Annotated in this window: 16 protein-coding genes and 1 pseudogene; 8 read left to right on the forward strand and 9 right to left on the reverse strand. The window is 59.4% G+C overall.

Annotated features, from left to right (window positions below):
- Positions 1-76: 76 nt before the first annotated feature.
- On the reverse strand, positions 77-2,143 hold the full coding sequence (locus KZJ38_RS23315) for an SdiA-regulated domain-containing protein (protein WP_246641960.1): 2,067 nt from the start codon (positions 2,141-2,143) through the stop codon (positions 77-79).
- Between the two features lie 518 nt (positions 2,144-2,661).
- On the opposite strand from KZJ38_RS23315, the gene KZJ38_RS23320 reads away from it, so the two are divergent.
- From KZJ38_RS23320 to KZJ38_RS23335, 4 genes are all read left to right on the forward strand, one after another.
- Positions 2,662-3,594 carry an MBL fold metallo-hydrolase gene (locus KZJ38_RS23320; protein ID WP_219802067.1) on the forward strand — a complete coding sequence of 311 codons (933 nt, stop codon included), beginning with the start codon at positions 2,662-2,664 and terminating at the stop codon, positions 3,592-3,594.
- A 213-nt stretch (positions 3,595-3,807) separates the two neighbouring features.
- On the forward strand, positions 3,808-5,238 hold the full coding sequence (gene pdxR, locus KZJ38_RS23325) for a MocR-like pyridoxine biosynthesis transcription factor PdxR (protein WP_219803575.1): 1,431 nt from the start codon (positions 3,808-3,810) through the stop codon (positions 5,236-5,238).
- Positions 5,239-5,417: 179 nt separating this feature from the next.
- Complete coding sequence (locus KZJ38_RS23330; RefSeq protein WP_219802068.1) at positions 5,418-6,806, forward strand: FAD-binding oxidoreductase; 1,389 nt, start codon at positions 5,418-5,420, stop codon at positions 6,804-6,806.
- A 112-nt stretch (positions 6,807-6,918) separates the two neighbouring features.
- Complete coding sequence (locus KZJ38_RS23335; protein ID WP_219802069.1) at positions 6,919-8,106, forward strand: MFS transporter; 1,188 nt, start codon at positions 6,919-6,921, stop codon at positions 8,104-8,106.
- A 77-nt stretch (positions 8,107-8,183) separates the two neighbouring features.
- Here the strand turns inward: KZJ38_RS23335 and KZJ38_RS23340 are convergent.
- The 3 genes and pseudogenes from KZJ38_RS23340 to KZJ38_RS23350 form a co-directional block, all read right to left on the reverse strand.
- Positions 8,184-9,661 (reverse strand): annotated as a pseudogene (locus KZJ38_RS23340) (aldehyde dehydrogenase).
- A 190-nt stretch (positions 9,662-9,851) separates the two neighbouring features.
- A complete protein-coding gene (locus KZJ38_RS23345) occupies positions 9,852-10,832 on the reverse strand; it encodes an aldo/keto reductase (protein ID WP_219803576.1) in 981 nt (326 codons plus the stop codon).
- Positions 10,833-10,905: 73 nt separating this feature from the next.
- Positions 10,906-11,760, reverse strand: coding sequence for a LysR family transcriptional regulator (locus KZJ38_RS23350; protein WP_219802070.1), 855 nt, complete (start codon positions 11,758-11,760; stop codon positions 10,906-10,908).
- A 201-nt stretch (positions 11,761-11,961) separates the two neighbouring features.
- Between KZJ38_RS23350 and KZJ38_RS23355 the strand changes: the two genes are divergently transcribed.
- On the forward strand, positions 11,962-12,603 hold the full coding sequence (locus KZJ38_RS23355) for an NAD(P)H-dependent oxidoreductase (RefSeq protein WP_219802071.1): 642 nt from the start codon (positions 11,962-11,964) through the stop codon (positions 12,601-12,603).
- A 47-nt stretch (positions 12,604-12,650) separates the two neighbouring features.
- On the opposite strand, the gene KZJ38_RS36710 is transcribed toward KZJ38_RS23355, so the two are convergent.
- Entirely contained in the window at positions 12,651-13,598 is a 948-nt protein-coding gene (locus KZJ38_RS36710) for a fucose-binding lectin II (RefSeq protein ID WP_246641961.1), read from the reverse strand.
- 480 nt (positions 13,599-14,078) lie between these two features.
- On the opposite strand from KZJ38_RS36710, the gene KZJ38_RS23365 reads away from it, so the two are divergent.
- Positions 14,079-14,477: a RidA family protein gene (locus tag KZJ38_RS23365; protein ID WP_219802072.1), complete on the forward strand. Its 399-nt coding sequence runs from the start codon at positions 14,079-14,081 to the stop codon at positions 14,475-14,477.
- Between the two features lie 180 nt (positions 14,478-14,657).
- Here the strand turns inward: KZJ38_RS23365 and KZJ38_RS23370 are convergent, their stop codons facing one another.
- Genes KZJ38_RS23370 through KZJ38_RS23380 form a run of 3 tightly spaced genes read right to left on the reverse strand, consistent with a single transcriptional unit; the run spans position 14,658 to position 16,661 of the window.
- Positions 14,658-15,290, reverse strand: coding sequence for a LysE family translocator (locus tag KZJ38_RS23370; RefSeq protein WP_219802073.1), 633 nt, complete (start codon positions 15,288-15,290; stop codon positions 14,658-14,660).
- A 58-nt stretch (positions 15,291-15,348) separates the two neighbouring features.
- Positions 15,349-15,888 carry a carboxymuconolactone decarboxylase family protein gene (locus KZJ38_RS23375; RefSeq protein ID WP_219803578.1) on the reverse strand — a complete coding sequence of 180 codons (540 nt, stop codon included), beginning with the start codon at positions 15,886-15,888 and terminating at the stop codon, positions 15,349-15,351.
- A gap of 29 nt (positions 15,889-15,917) precedes the next feature.
- On the reverse strand, positions 15,918-16,661 hold the full coding sequence (locus tag KZJ38_RS23380; protein WP_219802074.1) for a sulfite exporter TauE/SafE family protein: 744 nt from the start codon (positions 16,659-16,661) through the stop codon (positions 15,918-15,920).
- On the opposite strand from KZJ38_RS23380, the gene KZJ38_RS23385 reads away from it, so the two are divergent.
- The gene (locus KZJ38_RS23385; RefSeq protein WP_246641962.1) at positions 16,564-17,688 is read left to right on the forward strand and encodes a LysR family transcriptional regulator; all 1,125 of its coding nucleotides are present in this window, start codon (positions 16,564-16,566) and stop codon (positions 17,686-17,688) included. The two genes, KZJ38_RS23380 and KZJ38_RS23385, sit on opposite strands and share 98 nt — an antisense overlap.
- Before the next feature lie 23 nt (positions 17,689-17,711).
- Here the strand turns inward: KZJ38_RS23385 and KZJ38_RS23390 are convergent, their stop codons facing one another.
- Positions 17,712-18,533, reverse strand: coding sequence for an aldo/keto reductase (locus KZJ38_RS23390; RefSeq protein WP_219802075.1), 822 nt, complete (start codon positions 18,531-18,533; stop codon positions 17,712-17,714).
- Positions 18,534-18,877: 344 nt separating this feature from the next.
- On the opposite strand from KZJ38_RS23390, the gene KZJ38_RS23395 reads away from it, so the two are divergent.
- Positions 18,878-19,594, forward strand: a complete 717-nt coding sequence (locus KZJ38_RS23395; protein ID WP_219803580.1) for a response regulator transcription factor — start codon at positions 18,878-18,880, stop codon at positions 19,592-19,594.
- Positions 19,595-19,615 lie beyond the last annotated feature (21 nt).

A 19,615-nucleotide genomic window follows, 5' to 3' on the forward strand; every position in this document is an offset into this window, starting at 1 on the left:
TAAAGCCCATAAAAAAACCGCCCGACACAGTCGTCGGGCGGATTTCAACAATACGCGTGCCGCAAAGCGCGGAGAATTACTGTCCAGGCGAACCAATCGAACTAGCGCTAGACGGTTCGGCTTTGCCGCCAAGCGAGTTAACGACTGCCGCAATATAGTTCGGCGCCGTTGTCGACGAAACCGTATCCCACACCGCGGAGACCTTCGCACCGGCATTGGTGGTAAAGACAGCGCCAGCATGATTTCCGGCTTTAACGAGGGTTGTGTCCGCACCTAAAGCCGTCGGAATCGCTACCGTCGTGCCATCTCCTTGCGCCGCATTGATCGGTGTGCCGTAGTTCATTGCAGCCGCAACATTACCGTTCGCGTCATAGACGATCACCGCATCGCCCTTACCCAAACCGATCGGATTCGCTGCATCGTTATTGACGTTCAACATTGCAACGACCGGCACCGTGTTATCGAGGTTCCATGTTGTGCGGAACGTAGCTTCGGCCGTTCCCGGCACACCTGGAACAACAACCAGATGTTCACCCGGCGCGAGCACCGTACCGGCCACAAATGCCGCGCTATTGTTGGCATCGTTGACGTCGGCGTGATTGTCGCCCCACTTCCAGCCGGTCAGATCGATTGCGGTGCCGCCGTAGTTATAGAGCTCAAAGAAATCCTGGCCACCGTCTGCATTCGAGTTCACTTCCGAAATCAGCACGGTCGGCGCCGGCGCACCGGCTGCCGCAGTCGTGAAGCTCCGCGTGGTGCCCGCATAGGCGTTGCCATACAGGTCAGTGATCACGCCACTGGCCACTTGCACGGTATAGCGGGAGCTATCCTGCAACGGTGTCGTCAGCGTGATGCTCACCCGGCCGCCGTTGAACTTGACCTGAGTCGTGTCGTCCGCGGCCACACTACGCGTATCGGAGCCGTTGCTGATCACGATGTTGCCCGCGCCCGCCTGCACGACCTCGCTGAACGACAGGGTCATGTGATTGCCGATGATCCCGGTCGCGCCATCGACCGGCGCAGTGTTGTTCAAAGTCGGGGCCGTGTGGTCAACGGTGCCGATCGGCTTGAACGAGAACGTCGACGGGTCGGACACGGCAACGGTATCGGCCCCTGCTGCCGTCTTGATCGCCCCTGTCGGATACGTGACGTGGTACGTGGTGCCAGCAACCATGTAGAACTTCGGATGAATCTTGACGACGTTACCGCTGAACGTCACTTGCGACGCGTCGGTCACAGGAATGGTCCGCGTATCGTCGGCGCCATTGCTGAGAACGATATTGCCCGCGCCCGCCTTCACCGCCTGATCGAACGTCAGGTAGAGGTTGCTGCCGATACCGACATTGTTTGCGCCGGTGGTCGGCTTGAAGATGGTCAGGCCTGGCAGGCTCGGCCCCGCGGCCTGTTCGCCCACCGCGTAGATCGTGCCGTCCGGGCCCATCGTCACGCCCTCGTTCTGGGCCGTGGCGCTCATATACAGGTTACTCAGCAAATTGCCGGCACGGTCCATCTCGACGATCCTGCCATCCGGCGCGCCGATGATGATGACGTTGCCGTAATCCGATGCGTTGGTGGCGACGATATTCGACAACGCGAAAACGTCGTTGAACGCGGAAAGACCGGTGTTGGCCGCATCGAACAACGCCGGCGGATTGTCCGTGCCCGACGTGATAGGCGTACCGTTCGGTGCGGTCGCCGTCCCGGCGGCAAAATTGATTCCGGCCTGGAAGATGCTGGTGGGCTGCGACTGGCGCACGGCAATATAGCCGCCGGTTGCGGGATCGAACGTGACGCCTTCGATACCGACATTGGCAACGGTTGTACCCAATTTGACGGACTGTACGTCTGCTCTGCTCAGCGTAGTGCCAGGCGCATAAGTGAACAGATCGACTTGACGCAGACGCTCTTCAACGAGGACGAACTTGCCGCCACCGGCATAGGTAATGCCTTCCGTGTCCTGGAAGTCGTTGGCATTGAGCGTCATGGAATCGATGACGTGACCATCGACCTTTGAAACCTGCACGACTGCGGTGCCACCATCGCCAATCACGAACAACGAATCGGTGTCCTTGTCATAGGTCACGCCGGACGCCTCTGCGTTCAGCAGGTTGGTCCCGCTCGTCGCAAACTGCAGAGGAAACATCGCTGTCTGCGTGTAGCCGTTCAGATCAATGGTGCTTTGCGGATTGGTAAATGCAAGCGAGGGCGTTTTTTGATCGGCAGGCGCGGCGTTGCCGCCACTGCTGCCACCCGTGCCACCGCCATCACCACCACATGCGCTAAGACCGGCTGCCAGGATGACGGAAATTAAGATTTTTTCTTTCACGGTACTTTAAAAAAGTGGAGAAATGGGAGGGGTTAGTAAGGTCCCGCGAAAATATCCGCCTTGTGTTGCAACTTCATGACGGTCTTGTTGCATAAGCAACCAAACCTGGCGCGCCCTGGCCAGACTGATTTATGCAAAAAAAACCTCAATTGTTGTCGCCCGGACAACATGCTGAACGCCTTCACGACGCTACTGGCGTTCGCCCCCTCTCCCTACAATCAGTCACACGGTCGGTCGAAACGCGAGCAGATCGAAGCGCGCGAAATTCGTAGTCGTGCTCGTGGACCGCGCCGCCTGGTGCGGTTTTCCCCACTTAACGAACAGGACTATCGAAGATGAGCAAAACAGCCCGCAATGTGCAGCCCGTTACCGCCAACCTCGGCAAAGAAGGTTCAGGCGAACTCGTGCCTTCCCGCTACGCCGTGCGCGTGGGTGACGTCGATGTCGTGCTGATCAGCGACGGCATTCTGCCGCTGCCGACCTCCACGATGTCCACCAACGTCAGCGAAGCGGACCGCAACGAATGGTTCGACCACCGCTTCCTGCAACGTGACATGTTCGACTGGGCGCTGAATATCGCGCTCGTGCGCAGCGGCGATCGCCTGATCCTGATCGACTCGGGCGTGGGTGATGGTTTCGAATACTTCACGCGTGCCGGTCGATCGGTGATGCGCCTCGAAACGGCCGGCATCGATCTGGCCGCGATCACCGATATCGTGATTACCCATATGCATATGGATCACGTCGGTGGGCTGAACGTTGAAGGCGTCAAAGGCAAGCTGAACCCCGAAGTGCGCATTCACGTGTCGGCTGCGGAAGTGGCGTTCTGGAAAAATCCCGACTTCAGCAAGACGGTGATGCCGGAAACGGTTCCTCCCGCGCTTCGCAAGGCAGCTGCAAAGTTCGTCGAACTCTACGGCGAAAACATCGTGCAGTTCGATCAGACCGTGGAAGTCGCAGCGGGTGTGACGGCACGCGTGACGGGTGGGCACACGCCGGGACACTGCGTCGTGGACGTCGCATCAAACGGCGAGAAGCTGACGTTCGTAGGTGACGCGATTTTCGAAGTCGGCTTCGACAATCCGGAATGGCAGAACGGCTTTGAGCACGAACCCGAAGTAGCAGTGGACGTGCGTATCGCGCTGCTCAACGAAGCTGCTGAAACCGGTGCTTTGCTGGCTGCTGCGCATATCGCGTTTCCGTCCATCGGCCACATTGCGAAGCACGGTGCAGGCTTCCGTTTCGTGCCGGTGCAGTGGGATTACTGACCAGCAGCGCGGTATTCTCCAGCCTGCGGAGACGGAGGCTGAAGCTTGCTTCACTCAAAGGGCATGGACCAGTTGCAATAACGATTCATGGATCTTGGACACACGTCACGACGACGGTAGTCTGACGTGGCAGATGATGAGCCTGTGCCGTGCAGCGTCAGCGCGCTCGTGGCACGGCTTGGCTGTTTTGAAATTGTCCAGGTGTGCCAGTTCATGACCGTCGTAAAGGGCCGCGAAATTTCGCCGTTGGATCCCGCAGCAACCGAACCCATTTACCGGCAGATTTATGAACGGTTTCGCGGTGCGATTACCAACGGCGTGCTAAAACCGGGTGACCGGATTCTCTCGGCTCGAGCGCTAAGCAAAGAACTGGGGCTGGCAAGAGGCACGATCGAAACCGCTTTCGCGTTGCTGCGCGCGGAAGGCTACATTCAGGCTCGCGGTCAGGCCGGCTCCATCGTGACGCCGGATCTCAAACCGCCCTCTCCTGTCGCAAGCCCGACTCCTCAAGTCATACGCAGCGTGGTTCGCACCAGTTTTCGGCCGGATACGGTGCTGCCATTCCAGATGGGATTGCCCGCGCTCGATGCATTTCCGCGAAAGATCTGGGCACGCCTCGGAGCACGGTGTGTACGTGCTGTGCATCCGTCCAACATGACGCATCCGTCGGTTTACGGCTTGCAGGCGCTGCGCGCCGAAATCGCCGCCTATCTCCAGGTCGCGCGTGGCATCAACTGCTCCCCTGCGCAGATATTCGTGACATCCGGGTATCGTCATACGATGGAATTGATTGGCCGTGCGTTGCTAAAGCCGGGCGATCGCGTATGGGTTGAAGATCCGGGCTATCCGCCAACGCGAGAAATTCTGAGCCTGATGCAGATTGCGGCCGTCCCGGTGGCCGTGGACGGAGACGGCATGGTCGTGACGGCGGCAATCGATGCGGCGCCGCGGGCGCGCGCCGCCGTCGTCACGCCTGCGCACCAGAGTCCGCTGTGTGTTTCCTTGTCCCTGCCTCGGCGTCTGGCACTGCTTGACTGGGCAGCGCGCAATAACGCATGGATCATCGAGGATGATTACGACGGTGAGTACCGGTATGTCAGCCGCCCTCTGCCTGCGTTAAAGAGTCTCGATCGCGATGGCCGTGTGCTCTATGCGGGCACCTTCAGCAAGGTGCTGTTTCCGAGCATCCGGCTTGCCTATCTTGTCGTGCCCGAATCGCAAATCGACCCGTTCGAAAGAATCATTCATGCCGTGGCGGGCGGCAGCCCCGAACTCACCCAGGCAATCGTCACCGCTTTCATCACGGAAGGCCATTTTGCCCGGCATATCCAGCGGATGCGGAAGCTATACGCCGAGCGTCGCGAAGCGACCGTGGCGGGCCTGAAAAGCGCACTGGGCAAACACATGCACATCGACACCCAACCGGGAGGCATGCATGTGATCCTGCGCTTGCCGGATCGGCAGTCGGATCGCCGGCTCGTTGCGAGCATGCGCGAAGCGGGACTATACGCAGAGGCATTGAGCGACTGGACCACGAATTCCGGCGAAGAGTCCGCTTTGCTCCTTAGTTTTACCAACATCGATTCGCAAGCCACCGCAGAGCATCTCGGAGCGCGCATCTTGAGACTGCTATCCAACTGCTAAAGCGGGTTGGACCAATACGCATTCCTGATCATGGACTAGCCATCCGACTCAAAAAAAGGAATAAGACCAGCAATCCGGCGTTCTTGTGTTGACACCGCATTGCGCTGACGACCTGATCACCCGGCAGTTCGACGGCGGTAGTCCACGACCGATTGAATCACCACTTCAGGAACGCAACAATGCATAGTGCTACGCTCAAACGTCGCGACGGTACGCCCATCGACACGACGGCTATCGATATCTTCCGAAACAACTTTGCAGGACAGATCTTTTCCGCCGGTGACGCCGGTTACGATAAGGCACGCCGCATCTGGAACGCGAGCATCGACAAGTACCCGGGTTTGATCGCGCGCTGCTCCGGCGTCAACGATGTCATCCGTGCGGTGAAGTTCGCGCGGGCGAACGATGTGCTGGTATCGATCAAGGGCGGCGGCCACAACGTCGCGGGTCGCGCACTCTGCGACGACGGCATCGTGATCGACCTGTCGGCGATGAACCGTGTCACGGTCGACGTGCAAACGCGCAAGGTTCACGTGCAGGGTGGCGCGCTGCTCGAAAATCTCGACACCGAAACGCAGCGGCACGGACTCGCGGTGCCGGCGGGCGTCGTCCCCAAGACAGGTATCGCCGGACTCACGCTAGGCGGCGGTGTCGGCTGGCTGGTGCGCAAGTACGGCTTGACGATCGACAACCTGGAGTCGTGCGAAGTCGTGACGGCCGAGGGAGACCTGGTCACCGCAAACGATCACTCGAACCCGGATCTGTTCTGGGCGCTTCGAGGCGGCGGCGGCAACTTCGGCGTGGTCACGTCGTTCTCGTTCCGCGCCCACCCGGTACGCACCGTGCTGGGCGGCCAGCTGCTGTGGCCGCGCAGCGAAGCACGCGCGATCATGCATCTGTACCGCAGTTTCATCACGACCGCGCCGGAGGAGATGACCGCTTACGCCGGCATCATCACGACGCCGGACGGCGAGCCGGTGTCGGCTTTGTACATCTGCTGGTGCGGCGACATCGCAGAAGGCGAGCGCGTGATCGAACCACTGCGAAGGTTCGGCACGCCGATTCGCGATACGGTCGAACCGATACCGTTCCTCGCGATGCAAGGGCTCGCTGGCCGATCGTATCCGGACGACATGCACAACTACTGGAAGTCGACCTTCCTGACCGCGTTTTCCGATGAAGCGATCGACGTGCTGGTCGAGCAAGGCACGCAGATGAAGTCGCCGCTTTCGTCGCTGCTCGTCGAGTACTACGCCGGCGCACCGACGCGCGTCGGGCAGGCGGACACCGCGTTCGGGCAGCGCAACGCCTTGTACAACATCGGAATCAGCGGACAGTGGCCGGACCCGAAAGAGAGCGACCAGCACATCGGCTGGGTGCGCGCCACCTCCGATGCGCTGCAGCCCTATTCGACCGGCGACTATCTGCTGAACTTCACGAGCGATGAAGTGCTCGATCGCACCAAGGCCGCGTTCGGCGACAACTATGCGCGGCTTGCCGAAGTGAAGGCGAAATACGACCCGACCAACTTCTTCTCGCTCAATCAGAACATCAAGCCGGCGCACTAGCGTTTGGCGCGCAAAGGCGCGAAGTCGTGCGCAGCACCCGGTGGTTTGCTCATCGGGTGCTGCCGGCCATCATGCGCGTTCCAACTCGACGCTGCATCTACAGACCACGCGTATGCAAAAAGGAACCACCGCGACCACCACCCGAGACTGGCTTGCGGTTATCAGCGTTGCGACCGCCGCTTTCGTGCTCGTGACCACCGAGGTCGCGCCGATCGGCATGCTTGAAGCGATTGCCGGTTCGTTGGGTGTTTCCATAGGCGAGGCGGGGTTAGTCGTCACGATGCCGGGACTCATGGCCGCGCTGGCGGGCCCGCTTTTAATCGTGTTTGCACGCGACGTCGACAGACGCCGAATGCTCCAGGCGCTGACGCTGGCGATGATCGTCTCGGTTGTGGTCTGCGCCTGTGCACAGCAGTTTCGTATGCTGCTGGCCGGCCGGCTACTCTTCGGTCTGGCCGTGGGAGGATTCTGGACGTTTTCGATGTCCGCTGTGCGCAGACTCGTGCGCGAAGCCGATGCCGGCAAGGCGCTCGCGATACTCTCCGCAGGCATTGCCTTCGGTACCGTGCTCGGTGCGCCCGTAGGGTCAATCGGTGCACGGCTTCTCGGCTGGCGCGCGGTGTTCCTATGCGTTGCGCTCGCGGGTTTCGCCGCACTGACTGCCCAGCTGAGATTCGTGCGTCCGCTACCGGTCGAGAGACCGGTCGGCCTGCGAGACCTCGCAGCCGTGCTGAAACGCCGCGACATGCAGATCATGCTGACGGGCTCGGCACTCGTGTACGGCGGCCAGTTTGTCGGCTACACGTTTCTGGAACCGTATCTGAATTCGGCTCCGAACATGTCTGGCGCACTTCTCACCACTGCATTGCTCGCGTATGGAATCGTCGGCGCGTTCAGCAACTTCGTGGCGGAGCGGATAACGAGGGTGAGTTTGAAATGGACGCTGATCGTCACGATCGTGACGCTTGGCGGATCGGTCAGCGTCGCGCCTGTCTTCGGCACTTCGCCAGTGGGCGCAGTGGTATGTGCGACGTTCTGGGGACTGGCATGGGGCGCATGGCCGGTCTCGCAGCAGATATGGATGTATGAAACGGCGCCTGCCGATTTCGAAAAGAGCGCCGCGCTGATTGTTTGCATGGCCCAATTTGCGGTTGCGTCAGGTTCCTACGTCGGGGGGTATCTGGTCGATCTGAAGGGAATTGCCGCCGCGTTTGAAGCTGCCGGTGCGACGACTGCATTGGCGTTGCTGTTTGCGCTGTATTCGTTGATGCGGCGAACGCTTCATAAGCGTGACACGTGACGGATTCGGATGAATGAATGAACGAACGATCGTCGTCGCGTCACCGCGACAACGATCGCCTTAGTCGCGTGCGCCCGCTAGCTCAGCACAAACGGATTTTCTACACCCGGCGTCGGATTGATAAAGACACTTTTGGCTTCGAGGTACTCATACACGGCGCGAATGCCGTTCTCACGGCCGATACCGGACGCCTTGACGCCGCCAAACGGCGCCAGATAGCTCACGAGACGATAGGCATTGACCCACACGCTGCCGGCCTGCAGCCGCTTCGGCACCGTCATCGCGCGACGCAGGTCTTGCGTCCAGACGCCGGCCGCGAGCCCATAGTTACTGTCGTTGGCAATGGCGATCGCTTCGTCTTCCGTATCGAATTTGATGACGGCGACGACCGGTCCGAACACTTCCTCCTGAGCGATGCGCATATCGTTGCGCACGTCGACGAAGACGGTCGGTTCGACAAAGAGACCATTCTCTGTGCCGGGACGCGTCGAGCGCGCGCCGCCCAACACGAGGCGTGCGCCTTCCTGCTTCGCGACATCGATGTAGTACAGCGTTTTTTCGAGTTGCGGCTGAGTCGAGACAGGACCCATGTTCGTATCCGCGTGCATCGGGTCGCCAAGCCGCACGTCCTTCATAAACTTCACCAGACGTTCGACGAATTCGTCGTGAATACTCGATGCACGAGCAGGCGCGATCCGGCCATGCAGCTTTGACCTGTTGCCGAGAATATTGCTGTGACCGCCCCTTTCACCGCATCGTCGAGGTTCGCATCCTCGAATACGATGTTGGCCGATTTTCCGCCCAGTTCCAGCGAAACGCGCTTGAACGAGCGGGCCGCATTCTCGTAGACATGGCGTCCGCCCGTTTCGCTGCCCGTGAAGGCGACGCGAGCGACAAGCGGATGACTCACGAGCGGTTCGCCGACTTCTTTTCCAAAGCCCGTCACGACGTTGACTACACCGTCGGGCACGCCGGCTTCTTCGCACAGTTTCGCAAAGAGAATCGAAGACGCCGACGAGAACTCCGATGGCTTGATGACGACCGTGTTACCTGCCGCAAGCGCCGGGGCAATTTTCCACACGGCGAGCAGCAGCGGAGAATTCCACGGCGCGATCGTTGCGACGACGCCGAGCGGCTCGAACGTCGTGTAGTGAAAAATGCCCGGTTTGTCGAACGGCGTGACATCGCCCTGAATCTTGTCGGAAAGGCCGCCGAAGTAGTAGAACCACTGCGGCAGGTATTGCATCTGTTTGACCATTTCCGCCTTGAGCTTGCCGTTGTCCTTCACTTCCATATCGGCGAGCTCTTCGGCGTGAGCCGCAATCGCATCGCCAATTCTGTGAAGCACCATTCCGCGCTGGCTTGCGGTCATGGTCGCCCACGGCCCGCTCGTGAATGCAGCGTGAGCGGCGCGCACCGCCGCGTCGACGTCTTCGGCCGTGCCGCGCGGAACCTCAGCCCAGATCTCGCCGTTGTAGGGGTTAAGACTTTCGAACGTGCGGCCATCGCTTGCACCGCGCCACTCGCTGCCGATGCGCATCTTGAACTGTTCCATATCGTGCTCCGTAGATAGAAGAAAAGCCGTTCAACGACGAAGCGGCGGATCGGCGATCTGCCTGTTGCTTCCCGTTGTTCGTTGAAAGCATTATTGCCACCGGTCTTCTATCCACCAATTCCTGAAATCTGCGGGTCGTCCAGGAAAAAATGCACAGCACGCGGCCGCCGTGTCGCCGGAGCCGATTCCGTCACTCGAATCCGGCGAGTTGATGCGGCAGATAAGGGGCCTCGAGCGCGGCGACTTCGTCGTCCGCAAGGGTCAGCGAGAGCGCGTTAATCGCGTCGCTCAGATGATGCGGCTTCGATGCACCGACGATCGGCGCGGTGACTTCCGCTTTCTGTGCGACCCAGGCCAGTGCTACCTGTGCGCGCGGGACACCGCGGTTCTTCGCGACTTGCGCGACCGCGTCCACGATTCTTTTATCGGCATCGAGCGATGCTTCGTAAAGGCCGCTACCGAAAGCATCTGTTTCCTGACGCTCGGAACTTTCGTTCCAGTCGCGCGTGAGGCGGCCGCGAGCAAGCGGACTCCACGGAATGACCGCCACGCCCTGATCGTCGCAAAGCGGCAGCATTTCGCGCTCTTCCTCCCGATACAACAGATTCAGGTGGTTCTGCATGCTCACGAATTCGGTCCAACCATTGAGCCGTGACGTATAGAGCGCCTTGCTGAATTGCCACGCGTACATGGATGAAGCACCGATGTAACGGGCCTTGCCCGCCTTGACGACATCGTGCAATGCCTCGAGCGTTTCTTCGATCGGCGTGCCATAGTCCCAGCGATGGATCTGGTACAGGTCCACATAGTCGGTGCCGAGGCGCCTCAGGCTGTTGTCGATTTCATTGAAAATCGCCTTGCGCGACAGGCCGGCGCCATTTGCGGCAGCGCGCATCCGGTAAAACACTTTTGTTGCAATCACAACGTCGTCGCGTTTCGTGAAGTCCCGCAGCGCACGCCCCACAATCTCCTCGGACGTCCCGTCGGAGTAGTAATTCGCCGTGTCAAAGAAATTGATGCCCGCTTCCACCGCCTGCTGGATGAGCGGGCGGCTGGCTTCTTCACCGAGGGTCCATGGATGCGCGCCGCGACCGGGATCGCCGTAGGTCATGCATCCAAGGCACAGGCGGGATACTTCGAGCCCTGTCGAGCCGAACTTTACGTAGTCCATCATTGTCTCCTTGCATCGCAATCGATGCGATCGTGCGAATTCGATATGCGTCGAAATCGTCACGTTGTTCACATTAGCTGCTACCGGGAAAACAACCAGCAATGAACTGCATGACACTGCGGATTGCAGGCGCATGCCGCAGATCGTTGTGGATGGAGAGCCAGACTTCGCGCGTCAAAGGCTCGCCTGTCTCTGCGACGACATTTAGACTCTCGTCCCAGTCCCCAAGAAAGTACGGCAAGACTGCTACGCCGACGCCTGACCGTGCGGCGGACGCCTGTACGTCCAGGCTGTTGCTGCGCAGCACCACGGGGCGTGAATTCGCCTGGGCGTCCAGCCAGATCTGTTGCGCGGACCCGTCCATGCTGTCGTCGTACCCGATGAACTCATAGTCTTCCGAAACGTGGGACGCCAGATAGTCGGACGATGCGTAGAGCGCAAACGGAATCACCGCAATCTTGCGCGCGACCAGATCGGCTTCGACCGGTCGGCTCAGGCGAACGGCGATATCGGCTTCGCGTCTGATCAGCGATACGTTGCGCGTTTCCGCGATCAATTTCACGCGCACCGCGGGGTGCAGCGCCCGCAACTTGCCCAGATGCGGCGCAATCACGCAATGTGCCATCGACGGCGGCGCGCTGACCACGACTTCGCCCGATACGACTTCCTGACCGCCGATCGACATCCGCTCGACGGCAAACGACTCTTCCTGCATGCGCTTGCCGCGTTCAGCGATGCGTTCGCCATCTGCGGTCAGCACATAGGCGCGCGGGCGGCGGTCGACCAGCTTCAGTTCCAGCGCCTGTTCGAGCGACGCAATTCTTCGGGCGACAGTTGCATGATCGACCTTCAATTGCCGCGCCGCTTTCGCGAGCGATTGCTCCTGACTGAACGCCACGAAATAGCGTAAGTCCTCCCAGTCAAACATGGAAGCTCTCCTTCCCGCTCTTGATGGGCGATGGACTTACGACGATATCAGAAGGAACCCTGATCGATCCCCACATTCTCGCGCGGCCATGTGCATCGCTGCAGTTGGCGTCCGCGTGTTTGCGGAATTGGCGGACTCCGTGCAACAGGCAAGAATGGCCGCAACGAAATCGATCTACCCCGCGCGGAGGCGGGTCCAATCATGAGCAACAAGACACTGGTTATTCTCGCTCACCCGAACCCTGGCGAGTCGCAGGTCAACGCAGCATGGCGAACGCGGCTGGAGGAAGCGGCGCTTCCCGTCACGCTTCGGGATATTTATCAGTTGTATCCGGACTGGACTGTCGATGTCGCTGCGGAACAGGCGCTCCTCGAAAGCCACGAGCGGATCTTTCTACAATTCCCGCTGTACTGGTACAGCGTGCCGCCATTGTTGAAGAAATGGCTCGACGACGTCCTCGCTTATGGCTGGGCATACGGACCGCGCGGCGACCGGCTGGCGCGCAAGGAAATGGGTCTGATCGTATCGACCGGTAGCCCAGAGTCTGCGTATCAGCGAAATGGACGCCTCGGACATACGCTGGCTGAATTGCTTCGTCCGATGGAACAAACCATACGCTTTGTGGGCGCGCGTTACGTGCCCGTCTTCACGTTGCAAGGCGCGAATCGGGTGATCCCCGCGGATCAGCTAAGCCGCAGCGCGGACGACTATGTCGCACACGTCGGCGGACTCGCAGCGGGCGCCTCGTCTGCCACCCATCATCGTTGCGCGGCGGGTTCAAGCCCGCCGCGCAACGACCTGTCGCAAGGTCACGACTTCACGCGCGTGCATCTCGACGCGTGAATGACGCGAGTTCGCCGCGTGGGCGACGCGAGTTCAACGACAGAACCTCAACCAAGCGGCCAGTTGATGACCACGAGGCAATCGTTATAGTCGTTGTCCGTGCCGTCTTCCGTCGCAACGAGGAAGAAGTTCGTCTTGCCGGCCATCCCGACATGCCGCCCGTCGATCAGCGATGGTTTGCCGTTGGCCAACACTTTCACCTGGACCTTGCCGCGCCCGGACGGCAGAACCTGCGTCTGCGTGTTCTTGCTCTCCGTGCTCCAGTCCCTCCATTGCGCGACCATTTTGTCGTCGACGTAGATCTGGATGGTCTGCTCGGCAGCGGAATTGGCGATTGCCGTAACGGCAAAGCGGATGTTGGGCGGCAGATTGTAGGTGCCGTCGTCGTTGTTGTCGGTGTCGCCTTTATCCGTGACCGATTGATCAACCCGCCACCATCCGGTGATGTCCTGCGCCTGACCGACCGGAGCGGTGCGAAGAACATGCTTGAACGCATCTGTCTGATTCGCCTCGTTGTGCGCGTTGACGGTCCGCTCCTGCGATTTGTTGAGCAGATTGATGAACATCCCGTACTCCAACGCGTCCTTGAGCTCACCGGACGACTGATTATTTGCGCCGACTGCAGTCGTACCGGAGATCACCCACGTTCTAAGATTGGCTGCGACGGAGCTGTCGCTCGCCATCACGTAGGTGTTGTCCACGTTATTAATCGCCAGGTAACGCGTTGCACCGGCGTCGTCCTGCACGGTGATGCATACCTCTTCGAAGTTTGCGACGGGGTCGCCGATCTTCTTGGCCGACCCTGCGGCAGGGACGATTTTCCAAACGTAGTCCGACGGAAAATTCTTACCGGGTTGCGCCACTTCGGTCCAGAGCTTGTCGGCCTTTTCGGGATTTTGAATCCCCTTCCAGATAAGCGACAGAAAATAGCCCGAGAAATTGTCCTGGCCGTTGCAGAGCGCAACCGTATTACCATATTTGAGAGCGTTACCCAAAATGTGCCTCACTATGTAAATGTTTCTGGTCGTCAATGCCCGATGTATCAATAGCGATAGGTTCGAAATCCCAGCCGGTATTAGAGCCTGCCCGTGTCAATGGAACCGGCCTGTATTAGTGTAAATAGCGGCGCGCAGTTCATTGTGAACAAATGTGAATTAAGACGCGTAAAATCGGCGCTTGCGAAATAGATATCTATAAAGCAATCCGGCTGCGCATTTCAACGAAATACGAATGAAATTTCTATTCAAATAGAATTTACTTGCGCCGCATAAGTAAAGGCGGTTTTATTAAATATTCTTTTCGCAATAGCAAGGCACGGGCGAAATGAGGGACGGGAGCGGGTCCATACCGAGGTATAGCAACCATGTACGCAAACGCCGTGGACAACAGATGTCGTGATCCTAGAATTGAGTGACCTTCCAACCCCACGTTAGCTCTTAACAGGAGCGAACAGATCGAAAGCCGGAGCATCGACCATGACCAGCAGACAAGTCATTTCCCCGAACACCGGGCAAGCGCTTTACGAGACCCACAGCTATTCGGCGGCTATCCGCGCAGGCGAATTGCTGTTCGTGTCAGGGCAGGTCGGCAGCCTTGAGGACGGCTCACCCGAACCTGATTTCACCAAACAGGTTCAGCTTGCCTTCGACAATCTCGCCTCGGTTCTCAAGGCCGCGGGTTGTACGCTCGACGATGTCGTCGACGTGACCACGTTCCATACCGACCTGCAAGCGCAGTTCGAGACCGTCCAGCCCATTCGCAAGCGGGCGTTCGGCAGCGGCCCCCTTCCCAACTGGACTGCGGTCGGCGTAACCTATCTCTCCGGTTTCGCCTTCGAAATCAAGGTCATTGCTCGTATCCCTGAATCGAACTGATCGTTCGGCGGAATGACGCCTGTTTTCGGGCATGACCAGAGGGGCGATTTAGTGAATTTTTCTCGCGATACCTGGTTGACCATCCGGCGTGGCAACGTCTGAAAGTTCATAGCGTAGGTTTGCCGGCTGTTAAACCAGGTTCGCACATCGGGCAGCGGCGCGCACCTGTGCGCATATCCGCTACCGGCGGGCCTCCATCGCCATCCGAACGGCCAGGCCCGTCAATACCGTTCCCATCATCCAGCGCTGCATCGCCAACCACCTGGGCCGGCGCGCGAGAAACCCGGCGATCGAACCCGCCGTTGTCGCGATTAACGCGTTCACGGTGATACTCACGCCAATCTGTACGAAGCCGAGTGAGAGCGACTGCCCCAGCACGCTACCGTGCTGCGGATCGATGAACTGCGGCAACAGCGAAAGATAAAGCACTGCAATTTTCGGATTCAGCAGATTCGTGACGAAGCCCATCATGAACAGCTTGCGCGTGTTGTCGACGGGCAGGTCGCGAACCTGGAATGGCGAGCGTCCGCCCGGCTTCACCGCTTGCCACGCAAGCCACAGCAGATAGAGCGCACCGCCGAAGCGCAAAGCGTCGTATGCGAACGGCACCGTGAGCAGCAGCGCGGTGATGCCAAATGCCGCACACACCATATAGACGATGAATCCGAGCGCGACCCCACCCAGCGAAATGAGCCCCGCGGTGCGGCCCTGGCAGATCGACCGTGACACCAGGTAGATCATGTTCGGGCCCGGCGTAAGCGCGATACCCAGTGCGACGAGGCCGAAGGCTAACAGTGAGGTGTAGTGAGGCATGGCATGTCTCCAGGACAGGATTGCGGGAGTGTCCAGGCGCGCGCCGCGGTTCGCGCGCTTACTCGACAGGCGGAAAGTCGACTTCAGTGCCGTTGATACGGTTGAAGGTATTGGTGAAGATGCCAAGCGCCATGGTCAGCGAGATCTCCGCCAGTTGCGCGTCGGTGTAGCCTGCCGCACGGATGGCCTTGAACTCCTCCTCGCTGATCGTGCCGCTCGTGGTATGCAAGTGGGACACGAAGCGCACCAGCGCATCACGCCTGGCGTCACCCGAAGGCCGCCCCGCGCGAATGGCGCGCAGCGCTTCGACCGGCAGGCCCACCAGTTTGCCCACGAAGCTGTGCGCGGCCACGCACACATCGCAACCGGTCTTCTCACTGACTAACAGCTTGATCGTTTCGTGCTCTTGCCGGCTCAGGCCGCCCGAGTTCAATGTGCCTTGCGCGTCGAGCACCGCGGCCAGAGACGCCGGTAAAAGATAGCCCAACGCGGCGTATGTATTGGGCACGCGGCCACCGGAAATCTTCTTCACCCGCGCGTAGATATCGGCAGTGGCGCCGGTGGCGGACGTGATGTCGGGAATAGCGATACGGCTCATGATGAAACCCTTCAATAGGCGGTTACGACTCAGGAAAACGGATGCAGCGTCAGTTCGAGGCCCAGGACCACGAGAAAGAGGAGAAAGCAGCGGCGGAAGGTTGTCGGGCTGATCTTCTGCCGCACGATCGAGCCGAGCCACATTCCGGCGAGAGAGGGAACGACAGCCAGCAGCGACAGACCGACCTGGTCGAGCCGGAACGCGCCATGGGTCAGGAGCCCACCGGCGAGCGCAATCGTGGAGACGGTGAACGAAAGGCCGAGCGCTTGCACCAGTTCGTCTTTCTGAAGACCCAACGACTGCAAATAAGGCACCGCCGGAATCACGAAGACGCCGGTAGCGCCGGTCACCACCCCACTGGCAATGCCGACGATGGGTGAAAGCCAGGGCTCGGCCCGTTTCGAAATGGACAGCGTCGGCGAAAGCAGTGCATAGGCCGCATAGGCAATCAGCGCGATTCCTAAAGCACGGGCCGACCAGACGGGATTGACGACGACCAGCAGTCGCGTCCCCAGAACGGTACTGATCACAATGCAGAGCATCATGACCCACAGCCGCCGCATAAGGCGGAGTTTGTCCGGCCCAACCAGTAATTGCCACACGTTGGTGACGAACGACGGAACGACGAGGATCGCCGCCGCCGTCAGCGGCGACATGACAGCCCCGAGTACGCCCGTGGCAACCGTGGGCAAGCCCATTCCGGTCACCCCTTTCACCACACCGGCTCCGAGAAACGTGGCAAAGAGCAGGCAGAACAATTCAAAGGTCGTCATAGAGAGGCACAACGTAAAAGGTCGGGGTATTCACATAGCAGGCATTACATCTCCCGCAGGGAGCTGGCACAATGCGGTTTTTCCGATACTTCCTTCGGATCTGCCGAAGGAAAACTGTCTGGATGAGCGAATGAGATTCGATCTTGCGGATCTGCAGCTGTTCGTTTGCGTGGTCGAAGCCGGCAGCATTACAGCCGGGGCACGACAGGCCAATCTGGCATTGGCGTCGGCAAGCGAGCGCATCAGTAACATCGAATCCGATGCCGGTGTCGCTCTGCTGGAACGAAGCCGCAAGGGCGTGGTAACCACCGAGGCGGGAGAGGCATTAGCGCACCATGCGCGTCTGATACTTCGACAGCACAGCCTGTTGCAGGGAGAACTGCGCGACTTCGGTACCGGCGCACGCGGGACGTTGCTGCTGTACGCGAACACGGCAGCGTTGATGAGTCTCCTGCCGCAGAGACTCGCGCCGTGGCTGGCTCAGCGTCCGCGCCTGAATATCGATCTGAGAGAGCGTACGAGTGCCGAGATTGTTAAGTTGATCAACGCGGGCCTCGCCGAAGCGGGCGTTGTGTCAGATGCGGTCAACCCCACAGGTCTCACCATCCAGCCCGTCGCGAGCGACCATCTCGTTCTGATCGTTCCTGTTGCGCACCGACTCGCGGAATCGAAGGCAGTCTGCTTTGCCGATATCACGGATGAACAGTTTATTGGCCTCGAAGCCGGGAGCGCGCTTCAGGACCATATCGACGAACAGGCTGCCAATCTGCACAAGACGCTAAAAGTCCGTATCCGTATGAAAAGCTTCGAGGGATCGTGCCAGATGGTGTCGCAGGGAGTGGGAGTAGCGATCATTCCAAGGGAGGTCGCGAAGCGCTTTCGACGCGGATATCCGTTCAAAACTATAACGATTAGCGATAGCTGGGCACGCAGACGGCTTTGCCTGTGCTTCCAGCAATGGGACACGCTATCTGCGCCGATGCAAAGCCTGCTGACGCACCTCGGCGGCGGCGCGCAAACGCCGTAGCCGCGCCGCCGGAAGTTCGATCGCTACGCGCCAAAGGTTTCCGGGTTCGGTCCGAGGCGCTCGTCGCGATTCAACGTCGCGATGGATGCCATATCGCTAGCGTCCAGCGCGAAATCGAACACATCGAGATTGCTTCGAATGCGGCTTGGCGTGACTGACTTCGGGATAACGACGAACCGGTTATCAAGATGCCAGCGAATGACAACCTGCGCTGCCGTCTTACCGTGCTTTGCGGCGATTCGCTCAATCTCGGCGTTAGCAAGCGCGCGATTCTGTGCCAATGGACTCCATGCCTGGGTGAGAACGCCGAGCCGATTGTGAGTCTCCCGCATCTCGCGTTGCTGCAGGTACGGATGCAGCTCGATCTGATTGATGACAGGCGCGACACCTGTCTCGTCAATGAGGCGCCGCAAATGCGCCGATGTAAAGTTGGATACGCCGATTGAGCGCGCCAATCCCTCACGCCGCAGCTCGATCATGGCTTTCCAGGTTTCGACGAACAGGTCATGGCGAGGAACCGGCCAATGAATGAGCAGCAGGTCCACGTTGTCCAGCTTCAGTCGCTCAAGGCTTTTCTGAAATGCCGGCCGAACGTTCTCCTTCCCGTGCGCGTCATTCCAGATTTTCGTCGTCACGAAGACGAGCTCGCGTGACACGCCGCTCTCGCGAAGCCCGGCGCCGACCGCTTCTTCGTTGCCGTATATGGAAGCCGTATCAATGTGCCGGTAGCCAGCCTGGAGCGCTTCGCGCACAGCCGTCACCGTATCCTGCGGGCTCGCCTGCCAGACACCCAGGCCAAGCTGGGGAATGCTACGACCGTCGTTGAGAATGAGCTCATGGTGCATGGCGTCTCCGTTTAGTCGAGGTACACGACGCCGCGTGGGCGTTGTGAAACTGATCATTTGCTCTCTCCAGTCGAAAACCAACATGGAGCGTGATTCTCGATTTTAAGAACGCGGCGACCGTTATTCACGATATCGGGAGTACATAGATGCGATACGTAGGTATCGACGACAATGTCGATGCTGGAGTGGGGCGACGTATCCGTTCGCGTGCAGTTCGATATCCTACAAAAACGTGCAAAAGTATAAATTTCGGACGTCGTATCTCTGTAGCATACCTTGCATTAATCTTGTTCCTGAAAACGCTGACTGACTGATCCGCAGCGATTCAAGGAGATATCGTGGTGATGCAAACGTCGAATTGGAACGAATCCAAACCCCGGTCATCGTTGGTTTTCATCGCCGATGACGATTCGCAGACAAGGGAAGCGATCGCGTCGTTGTTGAAATCGATCGGCGTCGGGACGCAACTTTTTTCCCAGGCAAACGACCTGCTCATCGAGCTTGAAAAGCTCCCGCCTGACTCTCCCGGCTTCCCAAACTGCCTGATACTCGATGTGCGAATGCCAACCATGGGCGGCCTCGAGGCGCAAACACGCCTGGCGCAAGCCAAAGTGCGGATTCCGATCATTTTTGTTACCGCCTACAGCGACGTGATAATGAGCGTGCATGCGATGAAGGCCGGCGCATACGATTTCCTGCCTAAGCCATTCAGAGGGCAGACGCTGCTCGATACGGTAGTGTCGGCGCTCGCGTACGACGAGGCGCGCCGTGGGCTCGATTGCGTCCAGCGGGAGCTGAACGGCCGTTACGCATCGTTGACCGCGCGCGAGAAGGCCATCCTGACGCTGATCGCGCGCGGCTTGCTGAACAAGCAGATCGCATGGGAACTCGGGGTCAGCGAAATTACCGTCAAGGTCAATCGCGCGCAGCTGATGCGCAAGATGAAGGCCACCTCAGTCGCTGAGCTGATCAAGATGGAAGACCGACTCAGCGCGGGGGAATCGCTCTCTCTGCACTCGGCGGAACCCGTCGGTCAAAGCGGGGCGCCGAGCTGGATGTAACGTATCGATCTGTCACGGGCA

The organism is Paraburkholderia edwinii (genome assembly GCF_019428685.1).
In the GTDB taxonomy this organism is placed as follows: Bacteria; Pseudomonadota; Gammaproteobacteria; order Burkholderiales; family Burkholderiaceae; genus Paraburkholderia; species Paraburkholderia edwinii.